Source organism: Campylobacter sp. VBCF_01 NA2 (genome assembly GCF_027797205.1).
Taxonomy (GTDB): Bacteria; Campylobacterota; Campylobacteria; order Campylobacterales; family Campylobacteraceae; genus Campylobacter_B.
In genome coordinates, this window is the sequence record NZ_CP115607.1 from 1,276,874 (window position 1) to 1,298,650 (window position 21,777).

Below are 21,777 nucleotides of genomic sequence, written 5' to 3' on the forward strand. Positions count from 1 at the left end.
TCACCTATTTAGCCGAAGTTACTCCGACAACTGCAACAGAGCCATCCATGATAATGCTTACGCCATCTTTTACAGGGATATCGCGAACTAGGATAAAATCGCCCAAATCTAGCTCTGTAACATCTAGCGTAAAGCTATCTGGTAGATCTTTACCAGCACATTTTACAGCTAAGCGGCGTTTTGATTGGACTAAAACACCTTTGTTTTTTAGGCCTTTTGCGATACCTGTCGTATAAACTGGAACAAGATATTTGCTAACTACATTATCATCTACTACGCGTAAATCAACATGAGTTAGGGCGTTTGTTACAGGGTGTTTTTGGTATTCTTGCACCACTACTTTGTATGTGCTATCGCCCACTTTTACCTCAAAAGGCAAAGTATTTTTGCTGCGAACTGCTTTGATAAAATCGTTTGTTTTAAACGCAGCATTTATATTTTGTAATCCTTTCGCATAAATATTAGCGATTAGATAACCATCTCGTTTTAAAGACTTAGAAGCCTTTTTACCGATACTATCTCTAACGATACCTTCTAACATGAGTTTTCCTTTAAAAAAAATAGGGGCTGATTTTACTAAAATTTAACTTTAATATAGCTTTATAAAAGGGTGCTAGCAAGAAATTCTTGCTAGCGTAAATTTAACGACGAATATCTTGGAGTTGAACGACTTCTTCTGCGAGTTGATCTGGGATATCCTCGCCGTTTGCGAGCATAATACCGCGTTTTTTCGCTAGGTCTGCGTTTTTCATTTTTAGCTCTAAGTCGTTGCGTTTAGAGGCCTTATCAAGTGCTTCATCTCTCGTAATCACCTCTTGGACATACAGATCAAGCAGGTGTTGATCGAAGGTTTGCATACCATAAGTATTGCGTCCATCAGCGATTGCGTCTGGAATTTCAGAGTCGCGTCCTTCTAAAATCATATCTCTAATACGGGTATTTTTACGCAAAATTTCAACTACCGCCACGCGTTTTCCATCAATTGTGCGCGCAAGGCGTTGCGAGATTACAGCCTCGATAACGCTAGCTAGTGTCATACGGATACGCTCTTGCTCTGCTTGTTCAAACATCGCAACGATACGGTTGATTGTCTCTTTGGCGTCGATTGTATGCACGGTAGAAAAGACAAGGTGACCAGTCTCAGCGGCATGCAATGCAGTCTCAATCGTAACAAGGTCGCGCATCTCGCCCACAAAGATAACATCAGGGTCCTCGCGCAGTGCCGCACGAAGCGAATCAGCGAAAGTGTTGCAGTCCTCGCCGATAGCGCGTTGGTTGATGATACATTTATCATCTTTGAAAACGAACTCAACCGGATCTTCAATCGTAACGATATGGCTCGTTCTAGCGTGGTTTATGCGATTTAGCATAGAAGCGATTGTGGTTGTTTTACCGCTACCTGTTGGGCCAGTTAGAAGCACGACGCCACGCATAGCAGTATCGCAGATCTCTTTGATACTTTTTGGAAGTCCTAGCTCATCAATTGTAGGAATTCTTACCGGAATCGTTCTAAATACCGCACTTACGCCGTCAATTTGGAAAAAGATATTTACACGAAAGCGGTATTCGTCGTTTAATTTGTATGTAAAATCCACGCTTTTATTTTTAATCATCTCTGGGAAACGAGTTTTTAAAAGCTCTTTTGCCAAAGTCATCATATCCTCTTTAAGATAAGGATCTTTTGTAAATTTTACAAGCTCACCATTAATCCTACCGCGCACCACAGAACCTGCTTTTAGGTGCAAGTCGCTACCGCCGTTTTGAACCAAAAAATTCAAAAATTTATCAAGTCTATCGCGTTGCTTAAAATCCAGCGTGCTTACATCGACTTGATATTGTGAATAATCAATTGCGTCAGCCATTATTTCTCCTTTTCAAGTGTTGTCATAATCTCATCAAATGCTTGTTCGAAAGCCACCAAGCCATCTTTTAAAAGCTTTTTGTAAATTTTATCCATATCAATGCCAGCCTTTTGCGCGACATCGGCGAAAAATTTATCAATTTCCTCATCGCTAAATGGAGTTTTTGGCTCACATTTTGCCCCTATGAAAGCCTTGATTGTATCAAGCGGGGCAGTATTTACGCTAAGCGGATACAAAAGCTCTTTTATATAATAATCCGCAGGGATTTCGCCACCTTTTACGCCCGTGCTAGCAAAAAGTGCCCTAACAAACGGCAAATTTTCCTTTGCGATTATATTATAGCATTTCGTAGCGTTCATAATGCCGATTTTTGCAGGCTCTAAGCCAGCTTTTTTCATATCCTCATCAAGGGCTCTATCAAAACGGCTAACAAAAATGCTAATCACAGATTGTGGCAGTTTTGCGCCTTCAAATTTAGCCGCGAACTCGCTCGTGCCCTCTTTAATCGCTTCTAGGCATTTTGCGGTTTGCTCTGGCGAGAAAATCAAGGTCGCATTTACATTTATACCCCGCCTCGTCAAAGCTCTCATCGTCTCGTATCCAGCCTGGGTCGCTGGGACTTTTATCATCACATTTGGCATTGCGATTTGCGCAAACAGCCTTTTGCCCTCTTTTATCATAGCCTCTGCATCATCTGAGATACTAGGATCTACTTCGATACTAATAAAGCCGTCATCGCCCTTAGCGTAGTTTGCCAAAAGCGCATTTGCGGCGTTTTTGATATCAGTTATAGCTAAAATTTCATAAAGCTTTTTTGTATTTTTGTGCGCAAATTTCGCCTTTTGCGCGCCGTAAGCTTGGGAGGTGGTAATGGCGTTTTTGAAAATAGAGGGATTTGAGGTCGCGCCGTTAAATGTGCCTTTTGCGAGAAATTCGCCAAATTCCTTTGCGATAAAATCGCGCTCGATAAAATCGCACCACAAGCTAAATTTGATATCGTCGTTATACATACTGCATTATCTCCCTTAAATCTTTTTTATCCACGCAATGAGTTGCCTCTTTTTTCAAAATTTCATTGGCGCAAAACGCGATTCTTAGCCCCGCTTCCCTAAACATTGCCACATCGTTTGCCCCATCTCCCACACACATAACCTCATCTGCACTTAAATGCAAAATCGCTTTGAGCTGTTGCAAGACCACGCCTTTGGAGTAGCCAAACATCATCTCTCCGCCCACATGACCGGTTAAAACGCCGTCTTTTCGGTGCAAGATATTGGCAAAACTCGCATCAAATCCTAGCACCTCTTTTGCCCAGTCTGTCGCCACATGAAATCCACCACTAAACACCACAACGGTAATTCCCTTGGCTTTGAGGTAGCTTATAAGCTCTTTTGCGCCTGGCACAAAGGGCAAATTTTGCGCGATTTTTTGCATATCCGAAAATTTCATACCCTTTAAAAACATAGCCCGCTCTTGCAAACTCTCGAAAAAATCAATCTCGCCCGCCATTGCGCGCTTTGTAATCTCTTTAACCTCTTTTTCTTTTCCTACGCTTTTTGCAAAATTCGTTATCGTCTCCCCGTCCATAAGCGTAGAATCGAAATCAAACACACAAAGTTTTATCATTAAATTTCCTTTATAAAAAAAAGCAATTATATCTAAGTTTTAATTTAAGTTTTTTGAAAAGAGCTCAAAATTTTGGCTATTTTGCACCTCGTAAATTTTCTCACACACGGCAAATGAGTTTAAATTTATATATTTTACGCCCTCAAATTCTAAAATTTCATCTTGGTGATAATGCCCCTCGATTACGATAGGCGCGGTGTAGTTGTGGATTTTTGGCTCGATATAGGATTTGAAATTCTCAGCCTTTTTATACAAAATTTTATTCTCTTGGCTTTTTAAAATCATTTTTGAAATTTTAAAATTTAGCGCGCAATCGATTTTATCCATAAATTTCAAAAACGCCCTATTTCGCAGTGATAAAAGCGCAAATTTTGTCAAAGCTGGCAAAAAAATATCGCCGTGAGAGATTTGGATTTGCCTGCCTTTAAAGCTAAAATTTGCTGGCTGGGCGCAGTTTGCGAAGACCAGTGCGTGCGGAAAAATAGCCTCTAAATTAAAATCGTGATTTCCCTCGAAATAATAAATTTCACATTTTTGCGAAATTTCGTTGATTATGGCGATATATTCGGCGTAAAATTCGCGCACAAATGTCGTATTTGCGAGGAAATCAAACATATCGCCAAGCATGAAAATTTGCGGCGGCAGTGTTTTCGCGCTCCTCAAATTTCGCAAAAATTTCAGAAAATTTCGCTTGTTTGCGTTATCGTGCGCGTCGCTGATAAAAACAGCTCCGGGCTTTATTTGCAGATTTTCCACGATTTAAATGCTATTTCCTAGGCGTGGCAAACCCTCGCCCACATCGTAGCCAAACATCAAATTCGCATTTGCCACAGCCTGACTTGACGCGCCTTTTAGCAGGTTGTCGATTGCCGAGTTTATCCAAATTTTATCCCCCTGCGTTTTGACAAAAATATCGCAAAAATGCGTTCCTGCGACATTTTTCACAGACACTGGCTCACTACGCACACGCACGAAAGGCGAATTTGCGTAAAATTCGCGCAAAATTTTCTCCGCGTCGATACTCTCTTTTAGCACGCCAAATACGCTTGCAAGCATTCCGCGCGTAAATGGGGCTAAATTTGGCACAAAAGATACGCTAAATTCCGCGCCGTTTATTAGGCTAAGTTGCTCCATAATCTCGTCTGCGTGGCGGTGAGTGAGTGGTGAGTATGCATTTATGTTTTCATTAACGCTCACGAAATGGCTAGTGGCTTTTAGCCCCTTGCCTGCGCCACTGACACCACTTTTAGCGTCGATAAAAACGCCGATTTTACTATCCATATATTTCACAAACGGCGCAGCAGCTAGAACCGAGCATGTCGGATAGCAGCCAGGATTTGCCACAAGCCTTGCAGAGGCGATTTTTTCGGCATTTAGCTCAGCCAAACCATACACAGCGTGGGCTAAATTTAGCGGGTCTAAATGTTTGGTGTAGTTTTTCTCGTAAAGTTCAAGCGATAGGCGATAATCCGCGCTTAAATCTACGACTTTGACGCTAGGAAATTTTAAAATTTCACTCGCAAACTCCATTGCCTTTTCGTGCGGAAGTGCCAAAAACACCACATCGCAACTTTGCGCGGCAGTTTTAGGATCTGCTATTTGCACCCTCATATCCAAAATCCCAGCCAGCTGCGGGAAAATCTCAGAAATTTCGCCCTCACTCGTAGCAGCGAGGTATGAAATTTCAAAGCCTCTGTGCGCTAGTAAAATTTTAACTAGTTCAAGCCCAGTATATCCACCTACACCGATGATTCCAGCTCTTTTCATATTTTCGCCTTAAAATTTAATCGGTTTGTAGCTAACGCTGATAATCTCGACATCTCTGGTGCCACTTGGCAGGTTTAGCACCACTTCATCGCCCTCGGCCTTGCCCAAAAGCTGGCGCGCTAGCGGAGTGTTGATATTAAGCAGTCTTTTTGAAATATCAGCCTCCATAAGCCCCACGATGACATAGGTTTCCTCGATTTCGGTTTCCACATCCATGAAAGTCACGGTAGAGCCGAATTTGACCTTATCGTGCTCGTAGCTTGCGGGATCTATTATGCGAGAGCGCGAGAGTATATCGTTTAGCTCGGCAATGCGAGAGAGCAAAAACGCTTGTTCCTCTCTGGCCGCGTGATACTCGGCATTTTCCTTCAAATCGCCGTGATCTCGCGCGATATCGATTTGTTTGATAATGTGCGGGAGTTTGACATTTTGGAGCTCTTTAAGCTCGGCAGTGATTTTTTCGTATCCGTAAGAGGTCATGGGTTCTGTGATACTCATAGCAATCCTTTTTCAAATTTTTCTAATTATACTTTAAATTTCGCGTTTGTCGTTAAAATTCGCGCCACATTTTTCGCACTTGGCATAGCCAAATACTCTCTAAGCTCCACGCAAGCGCGCGCAAAGCGCTCATCATCGCGCAAGGCGTATGCGTCGTAGAGATTAGCCACACTTACTTCTTCTTGAATTAATTCTTTGTGAAGCTCGTCTTTTTCGCAAAAATCAAAGATTATGTTTGCAAGGCCGACATGTTTTAGCTTCACAAACCTGCGCGCGATCGCGACATCTAGGGCTTTGGCTTTGTAGCAAAGCACAAAAGGTGTGCCAATAAGGGCGGCTTGCAGGGTCGCAGTCCCAGAGCAGATAAAGGCAAATTCGCTTTTTGCTAGGGTTTTTATAGCATCAGTTTCTATGCTAAAACCGCGCGTATCGCCGTAAATTTGCTCCACCTTATCCGCCAAAAATGGTGGCACAACTAGGCTAAATTTTAAATTTGCATTTTCGCTTTTTAGCTTTTTAGCTAACTCCCTATAAACCGGCATAAGCCGCGAAATCTCAGCCCTGCGAGAGCCTGGCATAAAGGCGATTAGGCCGTTTTTTTCATACGAGTTTTTGCGCTCTTTGATTTCATCTAAAAGCGGGTGTCCTACGAAGCAAAAACCGCTTTTATCGCTTAAATTTGGCAAATTTTCAAAATTTAGATCCAAAATTTTAGAATAAAACTGCCTCTCAAACTGCCAAATTCCACACAAAAAATCGCAATTTTCTTGCAAAGCCTTGACTCTACCGCGCTTCCACGCCCAAATTTGGGGCAGGATATAATACACTATCCTCGCACTCGCGCCCGATTTTTTCAGAGCCTTTGCAAGGGGCAGGTTAAAGGCTGGGCTATCGATTAATAGCACCACATCGCAGTTTTTTGCTAGCTCGCACATTTGCTTTAACGCCCTTTTTGCCTTGAAAATCAGCGGAATAATCTCCACAAATCCCATTGCCGAAAATTCGCTCGATTTATACAACGGCTCGCCGTGCGCGCTAAATTCCTCGCCAAAAATGCCATAAATTTTAGCGTTTTTATCGAGGGCTAAAATTTCACGCAAAACCTCGCTAAAATGCAGATTTGCAGACGGCTCCAAACACGAAATCAAATAATTCAAACTCTTGCCTTTTTTAATTTTTGGCAATTATATCAAAATGTGCTAAAATTAAACATTTTTAAATTTTAATCACAAGGAAAAATTATGCAAAAATCCCTAATTTGCGCCATTTGTGCGCTATTTGTGACAGGGTGCGCTTCCACTCCGAGCTACCAAAAAATGCAAATCGACGAACCAGATAGTGCCATAAAAGTGGCAAAGACAATGACCGCAAACAACGCCCCAGAGGGTATCGCAAGGCAAATCAGCGATAGTTTTCGCGCTCACCCTGGCGCACAGGCTGATTTTAACGGCGCAAGGCTAGTAGATGTCACGAGCGAGGGAGCAAGTGCTGTTTACCACTTCGAACTATCCTCAAAATGGGGCGAAATGAGCCCAAAAAATAAGGAAAATTATCTCAAATCCTTCCAAATCGTCCTAGCAAATCAGGCTTGCAACTCGCCTAGCAAGCGCATTTTGCTCCGACATGGCGTGAAATTTAGCCACAGATTTTTCTACGATGACCCAGCTTCGCCACTCTCATCTAGTGATGTCGATGAGAGCTTTTGCCTAAGCAAGGGGCTTTAATGCACGAAATTTTAATCACAAACGACGACGGCTTCGAAGCTAGGGGGCTTTTGGAACTTGCAAGCGCGCTAAGGGATATCGCGCATATCACTATCGTAGCCCCAAGCTCGCAAAAGTCCGCCTGCTCGCACTCTCTCACGCTCACTCGACCACTTCGCTTCATCGCAATCGGCGATGATTTTTACAAACTCGACGACGCTACGCCTAGCGATTGCGTGTATCTCGCACTCCAAGCCCTGTATTCGCGCAAACCCGACCTTGTGATTTCTGGCATAAATCACGGCGCAAATATAGCCGAGGATATCACATACTCAGGCACTTGCGGAGGGGCTATGGAGGGGGTTTTGCAAGGAATTCCCGCGATTGCAATCAGCCAGTATTACAGCGCAGATTCGCTGGATAAATACGGATTTAGCCTAGCTTGCAAATTAGCGCGAAATTTGGTTAAAAAGATTTTTGCCACCGGTTTTCCGCTTCCGCCAAAGCAGTTTTTAAATTTAAATGTCCCGGCTGTGAGTGCGTCGCAGTTTTTGGGGCTAAAATGCGCGAGGCTTGGCGAGAAATTTTACGGACACGACGCCACGCTAAATCGCAATCCGCGCGGAGAGGAGTATTACTGGCTAGGAAATGCGGTTTTTGAGTTTGACAGCGAAAAAAACGCAGGTAGCGACATAGACCTTTTGATGAAGGGCTATGCTACGCTCTCGCCGGTGCAGTTAAATTTGACCGCAAATGAGCAATTAAAGGGGCTTGAAGAGTGGATTATGAAATAAATGACCGCTTCACCAGAGCGCGCTGGATTTTTGGCGAGAAATTTGAAATTTTGCAAAATGCGCGCGTGCTTGTGTGTGGCTGTGGCGGCGTAGGAGGCGCGCTCATAGAGGCGCTGTATCGCAGTGGCGTGGTAAATTTAAGCGTGATTGACTGCGATGAATTTGACATCACCAATCAAAATAGGCAGTTTGCAAGCGAAAATTTAGGCGAGAAAAAAGCAGAAGTTTTCGCGCGCAAATTTGAAGGCGTGCGCGCAATCTGCGCCAAAATAGATAGCGAATTTTTAGCTGGTTTTGATATAGGCAAATTTGACTTCATAATCGACGCAATCGACGATGTGGGCGCCAAAATCGCACTTGCCTCGCTCGCTCACAAAAAAAATGTGAGATTCATAAGCTCTCTTGGCGCTGCCAAACGGCTAGATCCCACCAAAATCGAAATCGCCTCCGTGTGGAAAACCCACACCGACCCATTTGCGCGCAAATTTCGCTACGAACTCAAAAAAGCGGGATTTTCTGGCGATTTTCCTTGCGTTTTTAGCTCCGAGCTTCCGCGCTGCGAAAAGCTTGGCAGTTTCATGGGCGTAACGGCTAGTTTTGGGCTTTTTATCACCAGCTATGTCGTGCGAAATCTAATAAACGAAAAATGAAATTTTTCATCGCCGAGTTTTGGGCTTTTGGGCTAAAACAAATCCGAGCTTGCATTTTTGCTGGCTCATTTTTTGTGCTACTTTTCGTCTCAAAATACCTAAATTTGGGCTTCATCGCGCGCTATGATTTTTTGCTAATTTCGGCTTTGATTTTGCAAATTTTGCTTGTGGCGTTTAAATTCGAAAGTCTTCGCGAACTTTGCGCGATTTGCCTTTTTCACGCCATTGGGCTAGCCTTAGAGATTTTTAAAACCCACCCAGCTATCGGCTCGTGGAGCTACCCGGAGGCGGGAGTGTTTAAAATTTATGGCGTGCCACTTTATAGCGGATTTATGTATGCGGCTGTGGGAAGCTATATGATTCAGGCATGGCGAATTTTGCATTTACACCTCGCTCACATGCCCCGCTCATACGCTAGTTTCGCCCTTTGCGCGCTAATTTATGCGAATTTTTTCACACACCATTTCATAGGTTATGATTTTCGCTATGTCCTATTAATCGCTGTTTGCGCGCTGTATTTTCGCGCGAAAGTCTATTTTCGCCCGCGCCAAAGAGAGTATGAAATGCCGCTTTTGCTTGCGTTTTGCCTAATCGGATTTTTTATCTGGGTTGCCGAAAATATCGCTACATTTTTTGGCGCGTGGGTTTATCCAAACCAAGCTCAGACTTGGCATATTGTGAGCTTTGGCAAGATTTCTAGCTGGATTTTGCTTTGTATTATTAGCTTTATTATCGTGGCGATTTTGAAGCGAATAGAGGGCAAAATTTTGGGTAATGGCTAAATTTCGCTAGCGCAACTTTGAAATACTAAGCGCGAAATTTAAAATTTAAATTTCGGCTTTGATTTTGCAAATTTTGCTTGTGGCGTTTAAATTCGAAAGTCTTCGCGAGCTTTGCGCGATTTGAATTTGCAGTCAGGTGTCATTGCGAGAAATGCGAAGCATTTCGAAGCAATCCAGTGAATTGAAACAATGTTTGATTTTAAAAACAGCTTTCGCTGTTGCTGGATTGCCACGACGGCTTCGCCGTCTCGCAATGACAAGATTGAAACAAAATTGTAAATTTAAAAACTTTCGTATCGTGGATAAACGATACGACTTGAATTTGAATTTGCAGGGAAACACCGAATTTAAGGTTAAAAACATATCAAATTTAAGCTTGATTTTTTGTATAATGCTGACTTTGTCGGTATTGAAAGGAAATAAAAGTGAAAAGAAAATATAAAATTTTAATTCTTGCAATATTTTTTACATTGAGCTTCATTGCATATCAAACAATAACTCACAAAACAGAAATAACTAAATTCATTGTAAAAACAATACTAGAACATAAACAAGAAAATGCTTTTGAATTTGCAAATAAATTTGTAAGTGTAGTTCCAAATTACGGCATAGATGACGGCTTTGAGATAGTAAGCAAAGAAGATTATGAAAAATATCAACAAGGGTTTTGCTTGGCAGAAAATAGGATTTTAGATAAAGAAGAGTTGTATAAAAGAGCAATAAAAGAGTATTTGAATAAAAAGATTGAAATTTGGAAAGGTGTTAGAACAAGACAAATATTAGACTATGGCTATAATATAGATATAAAAAAAATAGAAAATATTGGTTATTATGTAAGTAATTTTTTTGGTAACTTAGATTGGTATGAATTTTTAATAGAAAATTTTGATGAAAACAAAACATACATAGAAATAACTAATGCTAAAAAAGTTGATAATCCTATGGATTATATAATATTTGATTTTGATAATGATGTGATAGGTTTTAGTAAGCCTGTTATTTTTAATAATTATTCAAATAACGATTTATATTTAGATAAAGGTTTTATTTTAGAAAAAAATACAATTATAGATAATTACATATCATTATCTGATAAACAAAGAATTACGGAACACGGAAGATGGCTATATAATTCCAAGATAAAAAAGAAAACTTTGGCATTTAGAAATAAAATTGATAATTGTGGGAATGTAGAAAAAAATACTCAACAAGCTATCAATAATACAGTTTTAGCTATTGTGCAAGGTGGTTAAAAGCCTAAAAATTCAAAGACAAATTTTAATAAACATTTCAATAAAAAGGATAAAAAATGACAACAACATTAAATTTAAGCACCGTAAGGTGGGTATCCTTGCTCACCATAAGGTTGTCAAAATTTTGCTAGACAAAATATCCACTCTACAACTAAAATTTCGGCGCAGTATTGCGAGGTTGCGACAGCGAAATTTCAAAATTTGCAAATTTACTCGCTAAAATGGTGCCTTACGCCCCTAAATTCACAAGTATTGTCTAAATTTCGATTCTCTGCCTTGCCAATGACGCTAATTGGGGTTTTGGTTTTGGAGGCGATTTCGTAAATTTTGCTAAGAAATTTTGGCTCGAACGCGAATAAAATCTCATACTCTTCGCCCGAGTTTAGCACATATTCTTTGGGGCTAACAAGCCAGCTCATACCCACGCCGCTAGCGCGCAAAAGGCGCTCCAAATCCTGCCCAAGCCCATCGCTGATATCTATAGACGCGCTTATATATTTGGCGGCTTTGTAGAAAAATTTCGCCCTGAGTTCTGGGCGGAGCATGCGAGAATTTGGCGAAATTTCGCTTCTCTTGCCCCCTCCAAGCAAAATTTGCAAATCAATGCCCACATAGCCGAGCTTGCCCGTGTGCGCGATCAAATGCCCGCACTTCGCACCATTTCTGAAAATCGGCTTTTTGCACTTGCCTATCATCGTGATACTAATGGAAATTTTATCGTCGCTAATCGTATCTCCACCGATAATCTCAATGCCCCATTTCTGCGCGGTTTCGTTTAGCCCAGCGCACAGCTCGTCAATCTGGGCGGTGGTAATGTCCCCAGGCAGCGAAAGCCCGATTAGAGCATATTTTGGCTTAGCGTTTTTGGCGATCATGTCCGAGATATTTACCAACATGGCTTTCGCACCGATTTCGTGCATGCTAAGCCACTCGCGCCTAAAATGCACGCCCTCGACAAAAAGGTCCTTGCAATACGCCAAATCGCCTACGATAGCGCAATCATCGCCGTTTAGTTTGCTTTTGAATTTCGTGTAAATGTAGGCCTCTTTGTCCATTTGCTAACCTTTTTCGCGAGAATTAAATTTTGCTATTATATGAAATTTAGCTTAAATTTATGGGGTAAAAGCGATATTAGGCGTGAATTTCAAGCTACGGGCTAAATTTAAAATTTAACCCATAGCCTAAATTTGGAAATTTGAGAATTTTGCAGAATTTATAAATTCTAAATTTCCTACTCGCTCACAGCTTTTTTGATTTTTTTGACTTCATCAGCTGTATCTTTTGCTTTTTTGGCTTTTTTAGCTGTATCTGTGTTTTTAGCCTTATCTTTTAGATTTACAATCTCTTTTTTGACCTTTTTATCGGCTTTTTTTGTGGCTTTTTCTTTTTCTTTTTTCACGGTTGATTTTAAATCGCTAGTGTCCGTCTTGCCAGTAAGAGTTAGGTCGTCCTTGATAGCCTCGAAGCGCTTCTCGCCGATACCTTTGATGTTTTTAATCTCGTCAATTGAGTTAAATTTGTTGTTTTTTCTGTATTCGATGATAGCCTCGGCCTTGGCTTCACCAATTCCAGGAAGTGCCATTAACTCGTCTTTTGTGGCGGTGTTTAGGTTGATCGAAGCTAGGGCTAAACTTGCAAAGAGCGCAGTTGATGATAGGATTTTAAAGATTTTCATTTTTTCTCCTTTAATTGATTTGAGAAATAATTCTAAATTTAAGCCACTTAAAATTTAATAATTTTTTTAAATTTCGATAAGAATAATTTAAAATTTAGCGATAAAGTTAAATTTGCAAAGTGAAATTTTAAATTTAAAGATAGAATTTATAGAATTTGGAATTTTAAAATTTAAAAACTACAAGCGAAATTTTAAAATTTTCATTGTAATTGATTTAAAATTTGATTGACATAAAAATTTAATTGATTTAAAAAAGCATAAAGAATAAAACAAAGTCCGCAACGACCTACTTTCCCGACATCCGAGTAACGGAGAGTATCATCAGCCATGATGAGCTTAGCTTCTTGGTTCGGTATGGAGCAAGGCGTTTCCTCATCTGTATAGTCACGGACAGTGTTAATTAAAAAATTACTTTGTCTTTTTGGCTATTTTTGTAGAGCTTGATTTTCGCTTCCTTGCAACGAACGCTCAGTTCGTCTCAGTCGCTCAAATCTACGCAACTCCAAAAATATCTCAAAAATACTTCGTAATTTTAAGTTATGCAAATTTACGAAGTTTTTAATTTCTTAATTAACACTGCAAAAGTCATCAAGCCTAATAAAATCTTTTACCATTATTGTTAAAGGATTTCTAATACCTTTAACAAGGAAGTAATGCTTAAAAAGATAAGCAAACGAGCTATTAGTACCGGTCAGCTAAATGACTTTCATCACTTACACATCCGGCCTATCAAACAGATAGTCTTTCTGAGCTCTTAAAAGAAGATTCATCTTGGAGTTGGCTTCGAGCTTAGATGCTTTCAGCTCTTATCACATCCCGGCTTAGCTACTGGGCGATGCTCTTGGCAGAACAACCCATACACCAGTGGCCAGTTCGACTCGGTCCTCTCGTACTAGAGTCAACTCTCCTCAATCTTCTTACGCCCACGGCAGATAGGGACCGAACTGTCTCACGACGTTCTGAACCCAGCTCGCGTACCGCTTTAAATGGCGAACAGCCATACCCTTGGGACCTGCTCCAGCCCCAGGATGCGATGAGCCGACATCGAGGTGCCAAACCTCCCCGTCGATGTGAGCTCTTGGGGGAGATCAGCCTGTTATCCCCGGGGTACCTTTTATCCTTTGAGCGATGGCCCTTCCACACAGAACCACCGGATCACTAAGACCGACTTTCGTCTCTGCTTGACTTGTGTGTCTCGCAGTTAAGCTGGCTTATGCCTTTATACTCTACAAGCGATTTCCAACCGCTTTGAGCCAACCTTTGTAAGCCTCCGTTACATTTTGGGAGGCGACCGCCCCAGTCAAACTACCCACCAGACATTGTCCTACCTAAGGATAACTTAGGCTAGTTAGCTACCCAAATAAAGAAGAGTGGTATCTCAACAATGGCTCACCATACACCGGAGTATATGGATCAAAGCCTCCCACCTATCCTGCGCATCTTTATCCAAGCAGCAGTGTCAAGCTATAGTAAAGGTCCACGGGGTCTTTCCGTCTTGCCGCGGGTAGGAGGAATTTTCACCTCCACTACAATTTCACTGGATCCCTCTTTGAGACAGCTCCCATCTCGTTACGCCATTCATGCAGGTCGGTATTTAACCGACAAGGAATTTCGCTACCTTAGGACCGTTATAGTTACGGCCGCCGTTTACTCGGGCTTCGATCAGATGCTTCGCAAAAGCTGACATCATCAATTAACCTTCGAGCACCGGGCAGGCGTCACACCCTATACATCCTCTTACGAGTTAGCAGAGTGCTGTGTTTATGGTAAACAGTCGGGAGGGACTCTTTGTTGTAACCTTCTTTGCTTACAGAGTAAATCCTTAACAAAGTTAGGCACACCTTATACCGAAGATACGGTGCTATTTTGCAGAGTTCCTTAAAGAGAGTTCTTCCACGCGCCTTAGAATACTCATCCCACCCACCTGTGTCGGTTTACGGTACGGGCAATATTAGCTAAACTTAGAAACTTTTCTTGGCTCGATAGTATCAAGGATTCTCAATCTACTCCGAAGAGCGTCAAGAGCCTTTAATGTCTCGGATAAAGAGTTACGGATTTGCCTATAACTCAACCTACACACTTAGACCAGCACTTCCATCAGCTGGCTCCCCTAACTTTAAGCGTCCTTCCATCGCACACTAATATTGGTATCGGAATATTAACCGATTTTCCATCGCATACCCCTTTCGGACTTTGCTTAGGACCCGACTAACCCTACGATGACGAGCATCGCGTAGGAAACCTTGGGTTTACGGCGAATATGATTCTCACATATTTTATCGCTACTCATGCCTGCATGCTCACTTCTATCCGCTCCACCACTCCTTGCCGGTATGGCTTCGACGCTGAATAGAACGCTCTCCTACCACTTGCACTAGGTGCAAATCTACGACTTCGGTACTTATTTTAGCCCCGTTATATTTTCCGCGCAGAATCACTAGACCAGTGAGCTATTACGCTATCTTTAAAGGATGGCTGCTTCTAAGCCAACCTCCTGGTTGTTTCAGTAACTCCACATCGTTTTCCACTTAAATAAGATTTAGGGACCTTAGTCGGTAGTCTGGGTTGTTCCCCTCTCGACGACGGATTTTATCACTCGCCGCCTGACTGCTGTGATTACATTATAAGTATTCGGAGTTTGATAGGGTTTGGTACATTGGTGTATGCCCTAGCCCATTCAGTGCTCTACCCCTTATAATTACGACACAACGCTATACCTCAATATATTTCGGAGAGAACCAGCTATCACGATGTTTGATTGGCCTTTCACCCCTATCCACAGGTCATCCGGAGCTTTTTCAACAGCCGTCGGTTGGGTCCTCCACCGGTTCTTACACCGGCTTCAACCTGCCCATGGATAGATCACATCGTTTCGGGTCTGCAGCATCTGACTAATCGCCCTATTAAGACTCGCTTTCGCTACGGCTCCGGGTTTCCTTAACCTCGCCAGATACCACAACTCGCAGGCTCATTATGCAAAAGGCAGTCCATCACCCTGATAAATCATAGGGCTCTGAATGATTGTAAGCAAACGGTTTCAGGTTCTATTTCACTCTGATCACCTCAGTTCTTTTCACCTTTCCCTCACGGTACTTGTGCACTATCGGTCTAGTAGTAGTATTTAGGGTTGGATAGTGGTCTACCCAGCTTCAGACAGGATTTCACGTGTCCCGCCCTACTCAGGATACTGCTAAGTAAAAAGGAGATTTCGCATACGGGATTATCACCCTCTATGATTAAACTTTCCAGTTTATTCTGCTATCTGCTTTTAGTCTTTATTGCAGTCCTACAACCCCACTAGCAAGCTAGTGGTTTGCCCTCTTACGCGTTCGCTCGCCGCTACTAGCGTAATCTCTTTTGATTTCTTTTCCTGAAGGTACTTAGATGTTTCAGTTCCCTTCGTTCGCCCCCGTAGGTAGTTAATATTACTATTAACTGGGTTGCCCCATTCGGAAATTCCCGGATCAAAGCCCCTTGACGGCTCCCCGAGACTTATCGCAGCCTGGCACGTCCTTCATCGCCTCTACTAGCCAAGGCATCCACCGTTTGCTCTTAGTAGCTTACCTTTTATTTTACTTCATAATAAAATGAAGTATTAGACTATGTTAATATTCTAATTTGCATTACTTCCTTGTTAAAGATAAAAGATTTAATTTATAAATTCGTAAATTTAATAAATTGCTTTTACAATATTTAATTTATTTGATTAAGACGGAAAGAGATTAAAATTATAAAGTAAGTTAAGCTTTATAACCCTGTTATTAATCTTAACTTTTAAATTTGGATAACAGATAAATTTAAAAGCTTGGCTTTCATCAAATACAATTAAAGCTTTAACAAGATCCTGTAAAATCGTTTTTATTAAAACTTGATTGTGACTTTTAACAATGGTAAGTTAAAGAACTTTAAGTCGTAAAAGACTTAAATAGAAAGTTAAAATTTGCAACTTCCTATTTAAGTCTTTAAAACTATCTTTTGATTTTAAATTTGAGATTAAATGGTGGAGAATAGCGGGATCGAACCGCTGACCTCCTGCGTGCAAAGCAGGCGCTCTCCCAGCTGAGCTAATTCCCCTCTAACTCGTTCTTTTTCTTTTATACTGCGTCAGATAGCTTCACAAACTGCGTCATTACCATAAGGTAACTTCCTTGTTTATTTGCTATCTTCCTTGTCTAAAAGAAAAATAACTTCGTTATAAATTTTAATTTAAACTAAAATTTAAACCTACTACTTCTAAATCAATCCCTCAAACCTAAACAAGGACGATTGAGTTTATGATGAATATCTTGTGAGAGAATATTCATTTGTACTCTAGAAAGGAGGTGATCCAACCGCAGGTTCTCCTACGGTTACCTTGTTACGACTTCACCCCAGTCGCTGATTCCACTGTGGACGGTAGCTAGTTTAGCATTCCGGCTTCGAGTGAAATCAACTCCCATGGTGTGACGGGCGGTGAGTACAAGACCCGGGAACGTATTCACCGTAGCATGGCTGATCTACGATTACTAGCGATTCCGGCTTCATGCTCTCGAGTTGCAGAGAACAATCCGAACTGGGACATATTTTATAGATTTGCTCCATCTCGCGATATTGCGTCTCATTGTATATGCCATTGTAGCACGTGTGTCGCCCTAGGCATAAGGGCCATGATGACTTGACGTCGTCCACACCTTCCTCCTCCTTACGAAGGCAGTCTATTTAGAGTGCTCGGCCGAACCGTTAGCAACTAAATACGTGGGTTGCGCTCGTTGCGGGACTTAACCCAACATCTCACGACACGAGCTGACGACAGCCGTGCAGCACCTGTCTCAACATTCTAGCAAGCTAGCACTCTCTTATCTCTAAGAGATTTGTTGGATATCAAGCCTAGGTAAGGTTCTTCGCGTATCTTCGAATTAAACCACATGCTCCACCGCTTGTGCGGGTCCCCGTCTATTCCTTTGAGTTTTAATCTTGCGACCGTACTCCCCAGGCGGTATACTTAATCCGTTAGGTGGATTACTGCCATGACTAGCATAGCAACAACCAGTATACATCGTTTAGGGCGTGGACTACCAGGGTATCTAATCCTGTTTGCTCCCCACGCTTTCACGCATTAGCGTCAGTTAAGTTCCAGTAGATCGCCTTCGCAATGGGTATTCTTCTTGATCTCTACGGATTTTACCCCTACACCAAGAATTCCATCTACCTCTCCCTTACTCTAGATTACCAGTTTCCCAAGCAGTTTAACGGTTAAGCCGTTAGATTTCACAAGAGACTTGATAATCCGCCTACGCGTCCTTTACGCCCAGTGATTCCGAGTAACGCTTGCACCCTCCGTATTACCGCGGCTGCTGGCACGGAGTTAGCCGGTGCTTATTCGTTAGGTACCGTCAGTGTTCTTCCCTAACAAAAGGAGTTTACGCTCCGAAAAGTGTCATCCTCCACGCGGCGTTGCTGCTTCAGGGTTTCCCCCATTGAGCAATATTCCCTACTGCTGCCTCCCGTAGGAGTCTGGACCGTGTCTCAGTTCCAGTGTGACTGATCATCCTCTCAGACCAGTTATGCGTCATAGCCTTGGTAAGCCATTACCTTACCAACTAGCTGATACAATATAGTCTCATCCCTTAGCGAAAAACTTTCCCGACTTAACTTATGTTAAGAAGGAGTATGGAGTATTAGCAGTCATTTCTAACTGTTGTCCTCCACTAAGGGGCAGATTAACTATACATTACTCACCCGTGCGCCACTAACTCATAAGAGCAAGCTCTTACTTGTCCGTTCGACTTGCATGTATTAGGCACGCCGCCAGCGTTCACTCTGAGCCAGGATCAAACTCTCCATAAAAAATGTATCAAAGATAAAAAGAAACTTTTTATCTTTTAAATTCAATTTATGAAGTTTTTAATCTAAAAACTTAATTGTTTGTAACTTTTAAATTTGACAATTTATAAAAATTGTCTTTGGCTCAATCGATCACTTGTTTAGATTTCAAAGATTGACTAAAAGATAGTTTTTGACAATAATAAATAAAATAACACGCATTGGAAAATAACAGAAGTTAGATTTCAAAAACGGAAAGTGGATTATATTCAAGGGTTGCTTAAAAAGAGATTAAAGGTTAGGGGAAATTTTAAAATTTTTCAAAATTTATAAATTTCGCCAAATTTTGCTTGGCGAAATTTAACTAAAATTTATCTATAAATCCCCACACTTTCGCGTATTAGGCGCATTTTTTCACTTGCGATTTTTTGCGCTTTTTGCGCACCATAAGCCAAAATTTCATCTAGTTTTTTCTTATCAGCTAGCAACTCAGCGTATTTTTCGCGCGCCTGTCCGAAATACTCACTCACAAGCTCGCCAAGATACATTTTAAAGTGTCCGTGCCCCTCGCCACCGCGCTCATATCGAGCTTGCAAGGCTTTTTGTCCTGCTTCGTCTAAAAAGAGTTTTGCTATATTGTAGACATTGCAGTTTTGCCACTGTTTTGGCGCTTCGAGCGGCTCAGATGTCGTAACAATCGAGCCAATTTGCTTTTTTTGTTCCTTTGGCAAAGAAAAAATATCAATCGTATTTCCGTAGCTTTTGCTCATTTTTGCGCCGTCCGTGCCAGGGACTATTGCGACATTTTCGCTGATTCTAGCGCTTGGCAGGGTTAAAATTTCGCCATGCGCGTTGTTAAATTTCAAGGCGATATCGCGCGCGATTTCGACATGCTGAATTTGATCTTTGCCCACAGGCACGCTCGTGGCGTCGTATAGCAAAATATCAGCCGCCATTAGCACAGGGTATGAAAACAAATCATGCTTGCTCTCAAAGCCCTTTGCGACCTTGTCTTTGTAAGCGTGAGCGCGCTCTAATAGCCCCATTGGCGTGTATCCGCTAAGTATCCAGTAAAGTTCCAAAACCTCTTTCACATCGCTTTGCACCCAAAATGTCGATTTTTCTGGATCGATTCCCAAAGACAAAAACGCCGCAGCCGCCTCATAAGTGCTCTCTTTGAGCTTCGCACCCTCGCTAACAGAGGTGAGCGCGTGGTAGTTTGCGATGAACAAAAACAGCTCCTCGCCCGCATTTTGCGCATCTACCATTTGCTTAATGCTGGCGAAATAATTCCCCAAATGTAGCCTGCCTGAGGGTTGAAGCCCAGTTAGCGTGCGCGGATTTGAAATTTTAGATTTTTCACTCATTTTTTAACCTCTTTTTTGATAATTTTTAGTAATTTTTCAATAACTTCTTTTTGCGAATTTTTCTCTACATTTACGATATAATCGGCCTTGGCGCTGTATTTTTTATCCCTTTGCTCATGCAGGGCGCGCGCCTTTTTCAAATCAGCCAAAAGCGGTCGTTTTGCGATTTTTTTGCTAGCATTTTGGCTAGAATTTATGCGCTTAATTATCGCATCGAAGCTCGATTTTAGGTAGATTACGGTGCCAATTTTGTTTAAATTTTTAACAGCATAAAACCCGCCGCCAGTCGAGATTATCGCGCCACTTACATTTTTTTCCAAAAATTTAGCGAGTTTTTTCTCTATTTTGCGAAATTCCACCTCGCCCTGCTCCTCGAAAATTTTGCAAATTTTTTTGTTTGCATAGCTTTCGATCATATCGTCGCAATCTATCGCAAAGCGCCCGCTAGCCCCAGCCAAAGCTCGCGCGAAAGTCCCCTTGCCAACGCCCATAAAGCCGATTAGGATTATATTTTTTGCGCTCATTTTTACCCTTTTTTCAAATTTTCCTCGCCCTCATCGTCGTTTCCGCGATTTTTAGGGATTATAACCAAAGGCGTCCCACTTAAATCAAATTTTTCTCTAAGTTTGTTCGCCAAATAGCGTTTATAGCTAAAATGAAGAGCTCTCGGACGATTCATCACAAGCGCGATTTTAGGCGGAGCGAAGCCAAACTGCGCCGCATAGTAGATTTTCACGCTCTTGCCCTTATCGTGCGGAAGCGGGTGAGCTTTGGTCGCTTCCTCGATTAGCGCATTTAAATGGGCGGTTTTTATCTTTTGCGTGTAATTTTTATAAACCTGCAAAATCAGCGGGTAGAGCTTGTGTATGCGTTTGCCACCAAGCGCGCTTACGCTAATAACCGGCGCGTAAGCTAGAAATTTAAATTTATCGCGCAAATCGCGCACCATAGCGTCAAATTCGGCCTCGCTTTTGTCCCATTTATTTAGCACGATTATCACGCCTAGCTCAAATTTAGCCGCGAGCCCAGCAATTCGCTCATCTAGCTCGCTAAATGGCTCAGAAGAGTCCAAAACCAAAAGCGCAATATCTGAATTTTCTAAAATTTTCTCCGTTCTATTTAGCGCAAACCTCTCTATTCCCTCGATTTTACCGCGCTTTCTGATACCGGCAGTATCCACAAACTCAAACCTTCTGCCCTCAAATTCATAGCTTTCATTGACAGGGTCTATCGTCGTGCCAGCCACACTGCTTACCACCGAGCGTTCGTTTTTCACAAGGGCGTTTAAAAGGCTAGATTTACCCACATTTACACGCCCGATGATGCCTACATTTATGGTTTTATTCTCGTAATACTCGCTCTCATCGCTCTCTTTGATTTCGCCATTATCGTCAAAATTTTCTAAAAAATCATCGAAATCCTCGCTCTCGTCCCCTCGCACAGGCGCAGGATCTAAGTGAGTATAAATCCAATCCCTAAGCTCGTCAATACCGGCATTATGGCTGACAGATAGTGCAAACATCTGCGCGCCAAATTCGTTAAATTCCCAGCTTCTTTCTTCATCTTTTTTGCTATCTACTTTATTTACGAGCAAAACTATCGGCTTGCCTAGCTTTTGCAAAGAAAAGAAAATTTTGCGATCCTGCTCGTCCGGGAGCAGTTTGCCATCGACCATAAAAAGAATAATATCCGCATTTTGCGCCTCGGCTAGGGTTTTTGCCTGCACGCGCGCAAAAAGCTCGCTCGTATCATCAAGCCCGCCAGAATCGACTATCATCGCATTTCTATCATAAATTTGCACGGCGATTTTGTTTGTATCCCTCGTGGTGCCTGAAACCTCGCTAGTAATGGCAATTCTTGCGTTTGCGAAGCGGTTAAAAAGGCTCGATTTCCCCACATTTGGGCGCCCTATTATCATCACTGTTTTCATAATACTTCCTTTGATTTTTCTCATTATAGCCAAATTTTATTAAGTAAATCAAAATTTAAAAACAGCTA

18 protein-coding genes, 1 tRNA gene and 3 rRNA genes are annotated in these 21,777 nt (G+C 41.9%); 5 read left to right on the forward strand and 17 right to left on the reverse strand.

The genetic code is table 11. The annotated features are described in order from the left end of the window. Positions 1 to 4: 4 nt before the first annotated feature. The 8 genes from PF027_RS06490 to lpxB all read right to left on the reverse strand — a co-directional run bounded on the left by PF027_RS06490 (position 5) and on the right by lpxB (position 6,910). Positions 5 to 541: a 50S ribosomal protein L25/general stress protein Ctc gene (locus PF027_RS06490; RefSeq protein WP_270872807.1), complete on the reverse strand. Its 537-nt coding sequence runs from the start codon at positions 539 to 541 to the stop codon at positions 5 to 7. A 100-nt stretch (positions 542 to 641) separates the two neighbouring features. Further along, complete coding sequence (locus PF027_RS06495) at positions 642 to 1,862, reverse strand: type IV pilus twitching motility protein PilT (protein ID WP_270872808.1); 1,221 nt, start codon at positions 1,860 to 1,862, stop codon at positions 642 to 644. Further along, positions 1,862 to 2,872, reverse strand: a complete 1,011-nt coding sequence (locus PF027_RS06500; protein ID WP_270871404.1) for a transaldolase — start codon at positions 2,870 to 2,872, stop codon at positions 1,862 to 1,864. The genes PF027_RS06495 and PF027_RS06500 overlap by 1 nt, the downstream gene beginning before the upstream one ends. Continuing rightward, positions 2,865 to 3,488, reverse strand: coding sequence for a phosphoserine phosphatase SerB (gene serB, locus PF027_RS06505; protein ID WP_270859700.1), 624 nt, complete (start codon positions 3,486 to 3,488; stop codon positions 2,865 to 2,867). The genes PF027_RS06500 and serB overlap by 8 nt, the downstream gene beginning before the upstream one ends. Positions 3,489 to 3,527: 39 nt before the next feature. Then, positions 3,528 to 4,244: a UDP-2,3-diacylglucosamine diphosphatase gene (locus PF027_RS06510; protein WP_270871403.1), complete on the reverse strand. Its 717-nt coding sequence runs from the start codon at positions 4,242 to 4,244 to the stop codon at positions 3,528 to 3,530. Between the two features lie 3 nt (positions 4,245 to 4,247). Next, complete coding sequence (argC, locus tag PF027_RS06515; RefSeq protein WP_270877246.1) at positions 4,248 to 5,255, reverse strand: N-acetyl-gamma-glutamyl-phosphate reductase; 1,008 nt, start codon at positions 5,253 to 5,255, stop codon at positions 4,248 to 4,250. 9 nt (positions 5,256 to 5,264) lie between these two features. Beyond that, positions 5,265 to 5,747 (reverse strand): transcription elongation factor GreA, encoded by a 483-nt coding sequence (gene greA, locus PF027_RS06520; RefSeq protein ID WP_270859711.1) that lies wholly within the window; start codon positions 5,745 to 5,747, stop codon positions 5,265 to 5,267. Positions 5,748 to 5,779: 32 nt separating this feature from the next. Continuing rightward, positions 5,780 to 6,910, reverse strand: a complete 1,131-nt coding sequence (gene lpxB, locus PF027_RS06525) for a lipid-A-disaccharide synthase (protein WP_270877247.1) — start codon at positions 6,908 to 6,910, stop codon at positions 5,780 to 5,782. Between the two features lie 84 nt (positions 6,911 to 6,994). On the opposite strand from lpxB, the gene PF027_RS06530 reads away from it, so the two are divergent. The 5 genes from PF027_RS06530 (at position 6,995) to PF027_RS06550 (ending at position 10,935) form a co-directional block, all read left to right on the forward strand. Further along, positions 6,995 to 7,477: a hypothetical protein gene (locus PF027_RS06530; RefSeq protein WP_270877248.1), complete on the forward strand. Its 483-nt coding sequence runs from the start codon at positions 6,995 to 6,997 to the stop codon at positions 7,475 to 7,477. Beyond that, positions 7,477 to 8,250, forward strand: coding sequence for a 5'/3'-nucleotidase SurE (gene surE, locus PF027_RS06535; RefSeq protein ID WP_270865246.1), 774 nt, complete (start codon positions 7,477 to 7,479; stop codon positions 8,248 to 8,250). The genes PF027_RS06530 and surE overlap by 1 nt, the downstream gene beginning before the upstream one ends. After that, positions 8,247 to 8,900: a tRNA threonylcarbamoyladenosine dehydratase gene (locus PF027_RS06540; RefSeq protein ID WP_270872819.1), complete on the forward strand. Its 654-nt coding sequence runs from the start codon at positions 8,247 to 8,249 to the stop codon at positions 8,898 to 8,900. Before surE ends, PF027_RS06540 begins: the two co-directional genes overlap by 4 nt. Next, complete coding sequence (locus tag PF027_RS06545; protein WP_270872814.1) at positions 8,897 to 9,682, forward strand: DUF817 domain-containing protein; 786 nt, start codon at positions 8,897 to 8,899, stop codon at positions 9,680 to 9,682. The genes PF027_RS06540 and PF027_RS06545 overlap by 4 nt, the downstream gene beginning before the upstream one ends. A gap of 425 nt (positions 9,683 to 10,107) precedes the next feature. Then, on the forward strand, positions 10,108 to 10,935 hold the full coding sequence (locus tag PF027_RS06550) for a hypothetical protein (protein ID WP_270872815.1): 828 nt from the start codon (positions 10,108 to 10,110) through the stop codon (positions 10,933 to 10,935). Positions 10,936 to 11,144: 209 nt separating this feature from the next. Here the strand turns inward: PF027_RS06550 and PF027_RS06555 are convergent, their stop codons facing one another. From PF027_RS06555 to der, 9 genes are all read right to left on the reverse strand, one after another. Beyond that, positions 11,145 to 11,990: a thiamine-phosphate kinase gene (locus tag PF027_RS06555; RefSeq protein ID WP_270872816.1), complete on the reverse strand. Its 846-nt coding sequence runs from the start codon at positions 11,988 to 11,990 to the stop codon at positions 11,145 to 11,147. A 176-nt stretch (positions 11,991 to 12,166) separates the two neighbouring features. After that, on the reverse strand, positions 12,167 to 12,610 hold the full coding sequence (locus PF027_RS08255; RefSeq protein ID WP_442867892.1) for a ComEA family DNA-binding protein: 444 nt from the start codon (positions 12,608 to 12,610) through the stop codon (positions 12,167 to 12,169). Positions 12,611 to 12,883: 273 nt separating this feature from the next. After that, a 5S ribosomal RNA gene (gene rrf, locus PF027_RS06565) occupies positions 12,884 to 13,002 on the reverse strand. 269 nt (positions 13,003 to 13,271) lie between these two features. Beyond that, positions 13,272 to 16,176 (reverse strand): 23S ribosomal RNA (locus tag PF027_RS06570). A gap of 432 nt (positions 16,177 to 16,608) precedes the next feature. Further along, a tRNA-Ala gene (locus PF027_RS06575) sits at positions 16,609 to 16,684 on the reverse strand. 241 nt (positions 16,685 to 16,925) lie between these two features. Beyond that, positions 16,926 to 18,436: ribosomal RNA gene (locus PF027_RS06580) — 16S ribosomal RNA — on the reverse strand. Together the 16S, 23S and 5S rRNA genes with 1 tRNA gene alongside form the textbook arrangement of a ribosomal RNA operon. A gap of 347 nt (positions 18,437 to 18,783) precedes the next feature. Beyond that, positions 18,784 to 19,779, reverse strand: a complete 996-nt coding sequence (gene trpS, locus PF027_RS06585) for a tryptophan--tRNA ligase (RefSeq protein ID WP_270872666.1) — start codon at positions 19,777 to 19,779, stop codon at positions 18,784 to 18,786. Continuing rightward, positions 19,776 to 20,303 carry a shikimate kinase gene (locus PF027_RS06590; RefSeq protein WP_270872667.1) on the reverse strand — a complete coding sequence of 176 codons (528 nt, stop codon included), beginning with the start codon at positions 20,301 to 20,303 and terminating at the stop codon, positions 19,776 to 19,778. Before PF027_RS06590 ends, trpS begins: the two co-directional genes overlap by 4 nt. A gap of 2 nt (positions 20,304 to 20,305) precedes the next feature. Further along, on the reverse strand, positions 20,306 to 21,709 hold the full coding sequence (gene der, locus PF027_RS06595; RefSeq protein WP_270872668.1) for a ribosome biogenesis GTPase Der: 1,404 nt from the start codon (positions 21,707 to 21,709) through the stop codon (positions 20,306 to 20,308). Positions 21,710 to 21,777: the final 68 nt, after the last annotated feature.